This window comes from Nocardia sp. NPDC055029, from assembly GCF_053608525.1.
Window position 1 is genome coordinate 86,795 of record NZ_JBSGVQ010000029.1, and the last position, 10,332, is coordinate 97,126.

Sequence of the window (10,332 nt, forward strand, 5' to 3'; positions counted from 1 at the left end):
TATGGACAAAGAGAAATTGGAGTTTTTAATAGCGGAAGACATTTCGCGAGGTGTTGTTGACTCGACCTTGCTTTCCAAGGTACGCAACGAATCTGGATTCAGCGCACGGGAGCCACATCCAGACCAAGCCTACTTCGCATCTACAAGAGAAGATTGAAGCATACCGGCGGCGAGGCCACCCTCTTGAGACATCAGAAATCCTTCATTGAATGAGAATGTTCGGCGCACAGAACCACGCGCGCGACGAGACCTGATCGTATCGATGGACCGATCCTCGATCGATGCCCAGCTGTCGGTAGCATCGACGCCCCAGCACATTCACGCTACGGCCGATAGGGATCCACCAGACCGGTCGGGGTCCGGGCCGTATCCAATACGTTCTGCGGAAACCTCTCCCCCGCAATGTAATAGCGCGCTCTCGTTCGCCCGACAGGCTGCAAGACATCTCGCTGCGCCAGTACCTTGAGATCACGCTGGGCCTGCTGCACGCTCAGTCCTTCGCTTGCCCCGTACCGCGACCTGCGAACTCGCCCGGCCATCGCCACATCATGCAGGGCGGAGACGATCCGGTCGTCGAGTCCGGTCTGCGCCGCGAACTCCGACGATTGTTCCCATACCCGGCCGGACCGCTCGAACCTCGCGTGCACGGTCTGCGCCTGCTGGTGATAGGCGAGCAGGTTGAAGCTTATCCATTCCGAGACGTCCTGATCAGGTCGGTATTGGGCGCCACGGCGGGCCAAAACCTGGTAGTACTCCCAGGTGTTTCCTGGGCGTCCGAGCCATGCCTCGATCGACGAGAACTCCGGCGCCAGTACACCTTCCCGCGCGATCAGCAGGGTCTGCAAGGACCGCGACATTCGGCCGTTGCCGTCACACCAAGGGTGAATCGACACCAGGTGGAGGTGAGCCATTGCCGCGCGAACGAGTGCGTGTGTGTCGTCGGGAGTGTTCAGCCAGGCCACCAGTTCGTCCGCGAGGGCGGGTAACTGTTCGGCGTCGGGAGCTGTATAGGCCGCGATACTGGGGTCTCGCGCGTCGGTTACGTAGACCGGACCGGAGCGCCATTGACCGGCGGGCTTGCGGGATGTGTGGCGGTGGCCCTGCAGGATCCAGTGCAGCGCGTTCAACTGTCCCTTGCTGAAACGGAAGTCCGGGGCGTCGTGCAGCGTCTGCAGGTAGGTCATCATCCGCTGGTAGGCGAGGGTCTCCTCGCGATCCTCGTCGGACACATCGACGTCCTGCTCTCCAGCCATCAGGTCCTCGACATCCACGGTGGAGACCTTGAATCCCTCGATCGAGTTCGACGCCGCCACGGCGTCAGCGGTGAGGAACTTCCGGAGGCCGCCGGCCCATTTCGCCGGGACGCTCTGCACCTGGTGCCGTAGCCGCTCCCGCATGCTGTCGACCTCAGCCAGGACGGTCTCGTCCTGGCTGTTCAGCTGCGGTGTGGGATACAACATCCCTCCATGATGCATTGACGTGATCATTACGTCAATGCATCGCCATCGCGCCGAGGGCAGCGTTGACCACCCACGTATTCCGCACCGGAGTGTGGGATTTTCCGCTGGTGTGCCGACACCATTCGCGGTGATCTCGCCCTAGTGTCGGAGGTATGGCTGATGACGACGTGCAGTACCGCATCGAGCACGACACGATGGGTGAGGTTCGGGTGCCTGTGGACGCGCTGTGGCGGGCGCAGACGCAGCGGGCTGTGGAGAACTTCCCGATCAGTGGGCGGGGGTTGGAGCGGGCGCAGATTCGGGCGCTCGGGCTGCTGAAAGCTGCTTGTGCGCAGGTCAACAAGGATCTGGGGTTGCTGGATCCGGTGAAGGCCGACGCGATTGTCGCCGCTGCCAACGAGATCGCCGAAGGGCGGCACGACGATCAGTTCCCGATCGATGTGTTCCAGACCGGGTCGGGTACCAGTTCCAACATGAACGCCAACGAGGTGATCGCCTCGATCGCCGCGCGCAATGGCGTGACCGTGCATCCCAACGACGACGTGAACATGTCACAGTCGTCCAACGACACCTTCCCCACCGCGACGCATCTGGCCGCCACCGAGGCCTTCATCACCGATCTCGTTCCCGCGCTGGAACATCTGCGGATCGCGCTGCTGGACAAGTCGGAGCAGTGGCGCACCGTGGTGAAGTCGGGTCGCACGCATCTGATGGACGCGGTGCCGGTGACGCTGGGTCAGGAGTTCGGCGGGTACACCCGGCAGATCGAGGCGGGGATCGAGCGCGCGCTGGCCACCCTGCCGCGCCTGGGTGAGCTGCCGATCGGTGGCACCGCGGTCGGCACCGGACTCAACGCGCCCGCCGGGTTCGGCACCAAGGTCGTCGCGGAACTGGTGCGCAGCACCGGAATCGACGCGCTGCGCGAGGCACACGACCACTTCGAAGCCCAGGCCGCGCGCGACGGGCTGGTCGAGGCCTCCGGTGCGCTGCGCACCATCGCGGTCAGCCTGACCAAGATCGCCAACGACATCCGCTGGATGGGCTCGGGCCCGCTGACCGGGCTCGGCGAACTCCAGCTGCCGGACTTGCAGCCGGGTAGCTCGATCATGCCGGGCAAGGTGAATCCCGTTCTGCCCGAGGCGGTCACGCAGGTGGCGGTGCAGGTGGTCGGCAACGACGCGGCGATCGCCTTCGGCGGGGCGAGCGGAGCCTTCGAGCTCAACGTCTACATTCCCGTGATGGCCCGCAACCTGCTCGAGTCGATTCGCCTGCTGGCCAACGTCTCCCGCCTCTTCGCCGACAAGTGCGTCGTCGGCCTGGTCGCCAACGAGGAGCACCTGCGCACCCTGGCCGAGTCCTCCCCGTCGATCGTCACCCCGCTGAACTCGGCCATCGGCTACGAGGAAGCCGCCGCCGTCGCCAAACAGGCTCTGCGCGAGAAGAAGACGATCCGCCAGACAGTGATCGACCGTGGCCTCACCCCGGACAAGCTCTCGGTCGAGGAGCTCGACCGCAAGCTCGACGTGCTGGCGATGGCCAACGTGGACCGCAAGCCCTGAAACGACGAACGGCCGTCCCCTCCGGTGACGGCCGTTCGCACGAAAGATCAGGCCAGGTGGGCCAGTTCGGCGCGAGCCTTCTCGCCGGCTTCGGTGAAGTCGGTGCGGGTGAAGATGTTCCAGCGCTGCAGCAGCGGCTTGAAGACCAGTTCGGCTTCGTTCGCGGGGTCGTAGATGCCCGCCTCGGCCAGCGCCTCGTCGCTGGAACCGCCGCCGGGCAGGTCCACCTGCGGTACCCGGAAGGCGGCGATCTGGTCGGCGATGGCGCGCACGGCCTGGTCGGGGACCAGATCGAGGGCGGCGCCGACGAGGACGGCGAAGAACTCGGCCTGCAGTTCGTCGTCGACGGCCAGCTTCTCGGCCATCGCGGTGACGACCAGGTTCTCACCGAGGGCGGCGGTGTTGCGGTGGCGGATCGCGGCGGCGAGCTCTTCGAAGGCGCAGGTGGCCAGCACATCGATGAGGTGCAGCGGGGGACGGTTGAAGCCAGCGGTCATGTGCGCCATCCGGGCCCGCTCGAGCGCCACCGGATCGACCGCGCGCGTCACTATCAGGTAGTTGCGGATCATGATCTCGTGGCGGTTCTCCTCGGCCGTCCACCGGCCGACCCAGCGCCACCACGGGCCGGTGCGCAGATGCTTGCCGAGCTCACGGTGGTAGGACGGCAGGTTGTCGGCGACCAGGACGCTCACCGTCAGCGCGAGTTTGGCGGTCGCGCTCAGCTCGGACTGGTCCGGGGCCCAGTCGGTGCCGCCGAGAAAAGCGAAGTTGCGGCCGTCCGCCCACGGCACCAACTCGTGCGGCTGCCAGCCCTCGGCCACCTCGATGTGCCGAGCCAGGTTGGTTTCCACCACGTCAGCGAGCGAATCCAGCAGCTCACGGTCGGTCAAAGTTTTCTGCACCCCGACAACCTAGCGGTTCGGCCGTCGGCGCGGGGCCTGAGGCGGTGTTCAGGTCCCCACGCCGGGCCGGACGCACGAGTTACTTCTTGGTCACCGTGGTCTCGCCGTTGACCCAGACGATGGTGCCACCGGTGAAGTCGCTCTGCTTGCCGCCGCTGATGTCCTTCTCGTCGCTGGTCGGGTAGCCGAGCGGACCGTTGGCGCCGCCCTCCTCCTCCCAGGCCTCGCGGATATCGCCCCAGACGATGTGCGCGCCGCCGTCTTTGCTCCAGTAGATGGTGCCGCCCTCGAAGTCCTGGTACTCGCCGCCGTCCGGGCCCGCTTCCTGGGCTTCCTCCGGCATACCGAGCGGGCTGCTCGCCCCGCCGACGGCGACGTACTTCTTGTACACCTCACCGGAGACGGTGATGTCGCCGTTCGGAGTGGAGATGGTCGTCGACTCGCCTGCCGCCGCCGCGGTGGTGGTGGCCGCACCGGTGCCGGTCTCGGTGGCGTCGGGCGTGGTGGTCATCCCGCCGTAGCCGCCTTCGGCGGTGGTTGTCGCGCCGGGGCCACCGATGACCGAGGTCACGGAACCGACGGTGTCGTTGGCCGTGTCCTTGTCGTCGTCACCGCAGCCTGCGGCGAGCAACAGTCCGGCGGCGGCGATGACCGCGGCGCCCCCAGCGGCAGTACGTCGAGCGAAGTGGTTCATATCCATCCTCTCGCGAGTGGCCCCCCGGGGGCACGCCCCCGGAATGGAGCCTGGCCGACATCCGCAACGGCCCGGCGGAACATTGTTCGCCGAGCCGTTGCTGGATTGGTGTCGCCGCGGATAATACCCACAGTTTGCGGTAATAAAACGCAATCCGGCCGCAGACGCGGCCGGATTGCCACGATCACGCGTTCGGGCCGTACTCCTCGAGCATCTCGGTCACCAGCGCCGCGATCGGCGAGCGCTCGGAGCGGGTGAGTGTGATGTGCGCGAAAAGCGGGTGTCCCTTGAGCTTTTCGATCACCGCGGCAATGCCGTCGTGCCTGCCGACACGCAGGTTGTCGCGCTGGGCGACATCGTGGGTGAGCACAACGCGCGAGCCGGTGCCGAGGCGGCTCAGCACCGTCAGCAGCACATTGCGCTCGAGCGACTGCGCCTCGTCGACGATCACGAACGAATCGTGCAGCGAGCGCCCGCGAATGTGGGTCAGCGGCAGCACTTCGAGCATGTCGCGGCTGAGCACCTCCTCCATCACCTCGCGGCTGGCCAGCCCGTCGAGCGTGTCGAAGACGGCCTGAGCCCACGGGCCCATCTTCTCGCTCTCCGAACCGGGCAGGTAGCCCAGTTCCTGGCCGCCCACCGCGTACAGCGGCCGGAACACGACCACCTTGCGCTGGGTGCGCCGTTCCAGCACGGCCTCGAGCCCGGCGGTCAGCGCCAGCGCCGACTTACCGGTGCCAGCGCGGCCGCCCATCGACACGATGCCGATGCTCTCGTCGAGCAGCAGATCGAGCGCGATGCGCTGTTCGGCCGAGCGGCCGTGCAGGCCGAAGGCCTCCCGCTCCCTGACCAGCTGGACCCGCTTGTCGGCGGTGATCCGGCCCAGTGCGCTGGAGCTGCTGCCCAGCAACCGGATCCCGGTGTGGCATGGCAGTTCCCGCGCCTCGTCCAGGTCGATCACCGAGTCGGTGTAGAGCTGGTCGATCTGGGAGCCCGCGACGTCGAGTTCGACCATCCCGCTCCAGCCGGAGGTCACCACGTCCTGCGCGTGGTACTCGTCGGCGGACAGGCCGACCGCGCTCGCCTTGACCCGCAGCGGGATGTCCTTGGACACCAGCACCACCTCCTCGCCCTCGGCCGAGAAGTTCAGCGCGCAGGCGAGGATGCGGGAATCGTTGGTCTCCGAACGGAATCCGGCGGGCAACACCGAAGGGTCGGTGTGGTTGAGCTCCACCTGCAGTGTGCCGCCGTCGGTACCGATCGGCAGCGCCTGGTCGAGCCTGCCGTGGTTAACCCGCAGGTCGTCGAGCATGCGCAGGGCTTCCCTGGCGAACCAGCCGAGTTCGTGGTGGTGTCGCTTGGCCTCCAATTCACTGATCACGACCAGCGGTAGAACCACCTTGTGTTCGCCGAACCTGGTGACGGCCCAGGGATCCGAGAGCAGAACCGAGGTGTCGACGACGAAAGTCTTGCGACCGGAACGCGAGGGGCGGGCCCCCTTCTTCGAGGCCGAGGCCGTGTGCATCGCGGGGGCGGAAACGGAGCGTGCAGCAGTCACGGTGGGCTCCTTATGTGTTCGCACGGCACCCGCGCGAACGATCTCGCTGGACCGGTCCGTCCTGGTGGGCGGTGACGCGCTGGTCAACCGCCACGAGGGCCGGGTGCCGGCCCTCTCGCACTGAGTAGCTCAGTCACGGTCAGGACCTCCCGTACGAGCCACACCGACGCGGCCCGCATCACCGACGCTACCGTCCAACTGTCCGCCGCGCTGCCGGACAGCCGGACGTGTCCGTGAATTTGTCGTTAACCGGCGCCGACGCTTCGGATCTGCCCCAGGGGTGTCGCCGAGGGCTAGAGTCGAAGCATGTCCGAAGACGAGGATCTGGAGAAACTGTCGTCGAAGGAACTGCACGACCGTGCGGTGCGGACGGCTGTGCGACGCGGCGACGTGAAGTTCCTGTGGCGACTGCTCAAGTCCATCCCCGCCGCCCAGGCCGAGGCGGGCGACCTCGGCGAGAGCGAGGCCGACATCAAGTACGTGCTGCCGATGATCGATGACTACATGCACGCGGGCGACGGCAAACTGGCCGACGTCCTGCGGCCGACCTACCTGGACTACTTGAACAAGCACAAGTAGCCGGGCGGGTTCAGCGACGCAGGATTGCCCGCGCCGCGCCGACTACGGCGCCGCGCGCCATGTTGGCCATGCTGAAGTGGTCGTCCCACAGCACGATCCGGCCCTCGCGCAGTTCGAACGTGCCGCTCACCCAGAACCCGATCCGGACCGGGCCCGCGCGCAGGTAGTCGGTGCGGTCGGTGAGCACGATGTCGCCGTTCTCGGCGATGTGGTGCATGTCCGCCGCGAATCCCAGCTGCGGCCGGTCGAGGCCGCGCAGCAACGCGGCGACCCGATCCTTGCCACGCACGCTCGGCAGGCCGGTGTTCTTCCAGACGATCGCCGGATCCAGCAGCTCGAGCGCCTCGTCGACGCTGCCGAGTTCTAGCGCGGCGAAGAATTCGCGCACGAGGGTGGCGGAGTTTTCCGGCAGTTCCGGCTGGTCGGTCATGATGCGAGCCTAGGACGTTCGCGCCCGGCAGACCAGACCCCGGCGCTACCGATTCGTCCGTTTCGCGATCAGCACGGCGAGGCCGTCGAGGATGCGGTCGATGCCGAAGTCGAACGCGGCGCCCGGCGCGGCCGAGGGGCTGACCGTCGCCGATTCCTCCGCGAAGGCCGCGCTGACCGCGGGGAACCGGCCGGCCGCGGCACTCATCATCGCGGTGAACTGCTCGGCGAACTGGATCGCCGAATCGCCGCCGCCGACCGATTCGACCTGCTGGGCCAGGCTGCGCGCGTGCCCGTTGAGCAGCACGATGGTGTCGAGCCGTTCGGGGCCGGTCAGCCCGGTGCCGTCGAGAGCGGTGAGCGCGGCCTCGGTCCAGCTCATCTCGTTCGGGCCGATCGGACGGATACCGAGGGTCAGTTCGATGGTCCAGGGGTGGGTGCAGTAGCGCTCGAAGATCGCCTCGACCCAGTGCCGCAGGCCGCCGCGCCAGCCCGCCTTCGTTGCGTCCGGCCGCGGCGGTTCGCCCATCGCGGCGTCGAGCATCAGCGCCGTCAGCTGTTCCTTGCCCGGCACGTACCGGTACAGCGACATCTTGGTGAAGCCGAGGCGCTCGGCCAGCCGCTGCATCGACAGCGCGGCCAGTCCTTCGGCGTCGACCAGCGCGATCGCCTCGGCGACGATCCCGTCCAGGGTGAGCGCGGGTTTCGGGCCGCGCTTGGGGCGAGCGGTGGTGCCCCACAGCAGTTCGACGGTGGTCGGCATCGGTCCTGCCTTTCCGGTTGACCTCAGAACTGTGTCTACCATACTCTTATTCGTGTCCACCGGATACAGATTCCATCAGACACAGATTTCCACAGAGGAGCACACCATGCGCAACCAGACCGTTCTCATCTCCGGCGCGAGCATCGCGGGGCCCGCGCTGGCCTACTGGCTGCATCGCTACGGGTTCACCGTGACCGTCGTCGAGCGCGCTCCCGCGCTGCGCGCCGGCGGTCAGGCTGTCGACTTCAAGGGCCGGACGCACCTGACCGTGCTGGAACGGATGGGTGTCCTCGACGCGGTGCGCGCCCGCCGCACCGGCACCACCGACACGGTGTTCGTCGACGACGACGGGCGCGAGCTGGTCGTCATGTCCGGCGACTTCACCGGCGGCGACGTCGAGATCCTGCGCGGCGACCTCGCCGAGATCCTCTACGAGAAGACCTCGGCGGCCGTCGAATACGTCTTCGGCGACACGATCACCGCGCTGACCGAGACCGACGAAGGCGTCCGGGTACAGTTCGAGCGCGGACAGCCACGTACCTTCGATCTCGTCCTCGGCGCGGACGGAATCCATTCGCGGGTAAGGAAACTCGCGTTCGGACCGGAATCCGATTACGTGCATCACCTCGGCCACTACTACTGCGTGGCAGGCGCGAGCCGGTGGAGCGACCCCAGCGCCCCACGCGAACGGGCCAGCGCCTTCGCCCACAACATCCCGGGCAAGCTCGCCATCGACGGCAGCTCGAAGGCACTGCAGATGTACCTCTTCGCCAGTCCCGCACTAGATTTCCCCCGCGACGACACCGCCGCCGCCCGCCGCATCATCGAGTCCACCTACGCCGACATGGGCTGGAACGCCCCGCGCATGCTCGCCGACCTGGCCGGTTACGACGACATCTACCTGGACTCGCTCAGCCAGGTCAGGATGAACGGCACCTACACCCGCGGCCGCGTCGCCCTGGTCGGCGACTCCGCCTACGGCAACACCCTGGCCGGTTTCGGCACCGGGCTGGCCGTCGTCGGCGCCTATGTCCTCGCGGGCGAACTGGCCATCGCCGACGGCGACCACGGCACGGCATTCGCCGCGTACGACCGAATCATGAAGCACTACGCCAAGATCGCGGGCAACAGTAGCGCAGGCTCGTTCCTCGCCCCGAAAACCGCGCTCGGAATCCGGGTCCGCAACTGGTTCCTCGGCTCGCGCGGCTTCTCGCTGATGATGAAATACGGCGACAAGGCCGCCAACGACATCGACCTGATCGATTACCCGGCACGCGTCGAACTCACCGACGCGTCCTGAGCCCCGCCCGGCGCGCCTTGACTTGGAGTGCACTCCAAGTCCTATGGTCGCTCCCATGAGCATTCGTCTCGGTTACCAGATGCCCAATTTCAGCAACACGTCCTCGGTGCGCGAGCTGTTCCCCACGGTGATCGCACAGGCCAGAGCGGCGGAAGCGGCCGGATTCGACGCCGCCTTCGTGATGGACCACTTCTATCAGCTACCCGGCATCGGCAGTCCGGACGAGCCGATGCTGGAGGCCTATACCGCACTCGGCGCACTGGCCACCGCGACCGAGCGAATCCAGTTGTCCGCCTTGGTCACCGGCAATACCTACCGCAATCCGGCGCTGCTCGCCAAGACCGTCAGCACGCTCGACGTGGTCAGCGGCGGGCGGGCCGTGCTCGGGATCGGCGCGGGCTGGTTCGAGCTCGAGCACCAGCAGTACGGCTTCGAGTTCGGCACCTTCACCGAGCGGTTCCAGCGGCTCGAGGAAGCCCTGCGGATCATCGCCCCCATGCTGCACGGGCAGCGGCCCACCGTCGACGGCAAGTGGTACCACACCGAGAACGCGATGAACGAGCCGCGCGTCCGCGACGACCTGCCGATCATGCTCGGCGGCGGTGGCGAGAAGAAGACGTTCGCGCTGGCGGCCCGCTTCGCCGACCACCTCAACATCATCTCCAACGCCTCCCTGCTGCCGCAGAAGATCGAGGCGCTGCACCAGCGCTGCGCCGAGGCCGACCGCGACCCGGCGACCCTCGAAACCAGCTTCCTCGCGTTCGTGATCACCGACGAGGACGGCGACCGCGCCCGAAAACTGCAGGCCGACATGCTCGCCCGCTTCGGCATCGACCTGTCCGCCCTGTCCCCCGAGGAGATCCGCAACTCCCCCGCCGACCGCCAATTCGTCGGCACCCCGGACGAGGTCGCCGAGCAGATCCAGGAACGCGTCCTCGACCACGGCATCGACGGCATCATCGTCAACATGATCGCCAACGGCCACGAGCCGGGCGTCATCGAGGCGGCGGGCCGGGCGCTCAAGCCCCTGGTCGGCTGACCACTTCACTTCTCGTTCCGAGCAATAGCCGCCCCGCGGTGCCGACAGC

At 67.0% G+C, this 10,332-nt stretch carries 10 protein-coding genes; 4 read left to right on the top strand and 6 right to left on the bottom strand.

Going from position 1 to position 10,332, the window contains the following annotated elements; genetic code table 11:
* Nucleotides 1–323: 323 nt before the first annotated feature.
* The gene (locus tag ACWF9G_RS23545; protein WP_452517920.1) at nt 324–1,373 is read right to left on the bottom strand and encodes a Fic family protein; all 1,050 of its coding nucleotides are present in this window, start codon (nt 1,371–1,373) and stop codon (nt 324–326) included.
* 239 nt (nt 1,374–1,612) lie between these two features.
* Between ACWF9G_RS23545 and ACWF9G_RS23550 the strand changes: the two genes are divergently transcribed.
* Entirely contained in the window at nt 1,613–3,019 is a 1,407-nt protein-coding gene (locus ACWF9G_RS23550; RefSeq protein ID WP_452517921.1) for a class II fumarate hydratase, read from the top strand.
* Nucleotides 3,020–3,066: 47 nt separating this feature from the next.
* On the opposite strand, the gene ACWF9G_RS23555 is transcribed toward ACWF9G_RS23550, so the two are convergent.
* From ACWF9G_RS23555 to ACWF9G_RS23565, 3 genes are all read right to left on the bottom strand, one after another.
* Entirely contained in the window at nt 3,067–3,921 is an 855-nt protein-coding gene (locus tag ACWF9G_RS23555; RefSeq protein ID WP_452517923.1) for an acyl-ACP desaturase, read from the bottom strand.
* A gap of 79 nt (nt 3,922–4,000) precedes the next feature.
* Nucleotides 4,001–4,615 carry an LGFP repeat-containing protein gene (locus ACWF9G_RS23560; RefSeq protein WP_379311502.1) on the bottom strand — a complete coding sequence of 205 codons (615 nt, stop codon included), beginning with the start codon at nt 4,613–4,615 and terminating at the stop codon, nt 4,001–4,003.
* 184 nt (nt 4,616–4,799) lie between these two features.
* Nucleotides 4,800–6,173 (bottom strand): PhoH family protein, encoded by a 1,374-nt coding sequence (locus tag ACWF9G_RS23565; RefSeq protein ID WP_379310799.1) that lies wholly within the window; start codon nt 6,171–6,173, stop codon nt 4,800–4,802.
* Between the two features lie 306 nt (nt 6,174–6,479).
* Here ACWF9G_RS23565 and ACWF9G_RS23570 point away from each other — a divergent pair, with 306 nt between their 5' ends.
* Nucleotides 6,480–6,752: a hypothetical protein gene (locus ACWF9G_RS23570; protein WP_379310800.1), complete on the top strand. Its 273-nt coding sequence runs from the start codon at nt 6,480–6,482 to the stop codon at nt 6,750–6,752.
* A 10-nt stretch (nt 6,753–6,762) separates the two neighbouring features.
* Here the strand turns inward: ACWF9G_RS23570 and ACWF9G_RS23575 are convergent, their stop codons facing one another.
* Both ACWF9G_RS23575 and ACWF9G_RS23580 read right to left on the bottom strand, forming a co-directional pair.
* A complete protein-coding gene (locus tag ACWF9G_RS23575; RefSeq protein ID WP_379310801.1) occupies nt 6,763–7,182 on the bottom strand; it encodes a limonene-1,2-epoxide hydrolase family protein in 420 nt (139 codons plus the stop codon).
* 45 nt (nt 7,183–7,227) lie between these two features.
* Complete coding sequence (locus ACWF9G_RS23580) at nt 7,228–7,944, bottom strand: TetR/AcrR family transcriptional regulator (RefSeq protein WP_452517925.1); 717 nt, start codon at nt 7,942–7,944, stop codon at nt 7,228–7,230.
* 106 nt (nt 7,945–8,050) lie between these two features.
* Here ACWF9G_RS23580 and ACWF9G_RS23585 point away from each other — a divergent pair, with 106 nt between their 5' ends.
* Both ACWF9G_RS23585 and ACWF9G_RS23590 read left to right on the top strand, forming a co-directional pair.
* The gene (locus ACWF9G_RS23585; RefSeq protein WP_452517926.1) at nt 8,051–9,244 is read left to right on the top strand and encodes an FAD-dependent monooxygenase; all 1,194 of its coding nucleotides are present in this window, start codon (nt 8,051–8,053) and stop codon (nt 9,242–9,244) included.
* Between the two features lie 55 nt (nt 9,245–9,299).
* On the top strand, nt 9,300–10,283 hold the full coding sequence (locus tag ACWF9G_RS23590; RefSeq protein WP_379310804.1) for an LLM class F420-dependent oxidoreductase: 984 nt from the start codon (nt 9,300–9,302) through the stop codon (nt 10,281–10,283).
* Nucleotides 10,284–10,332: the final 49 nt, after the last annotated feature.

Bases quoted from the DNA above. Each gene is read 5' to 3' on its own strand.
- ACWF9G_RS23550 (WP_452517921.1), top strand. From the start codon at position 1,613: ATGGCTGATGACGACGTGCAGTACCGCATCGAGCACGACACGATGGGT.
- ACWF9G_RS23560 (WP_379311502.1), bottom strand. From the start codon at position 4,615: ATGAACCACTTCGCTCGACGTACTGCCGCTGGGGGCGCCGCGGTCATC.
- ACWF9G_RS23570 (WP_379310800.1), top strand. From the start codon at position 6,480: ATGTCCGAAGACGAGGATCTGGAGAAACTGTCGTCGAAGGAACTGCAC.
- ACWF9G_RS23575 (WP_379310801.1), bottom strand. From the start codon at position 7,182: ATGACCGACCAGCCGGAACTGCCGGAAAACTCCGCCACCCTCGTGCGC.
- ACWF9G_RS23580 (WP_452517925.1), bottom strand. From the start codon at position 7,944: ATGCCGACCACCGTCGAACTGCTGTGGGGCACCACCGCTCGCCCCAAG.
- ACWF9G_RS23585 (WP_452517926.1), top strand. From the start codon at position 8,051: ATGCGCAACCAGACCGTTCTCATCTCCGGCGCGAGCATCGCGGGGCCC.
- ACWF9G_RS23590 (WP_379310804.1), top strand. From the start codon at position 9,300: ATGAGCATTCGTCTCGGTTACCAGATGCCCAATTTCAGCAACACGTCC.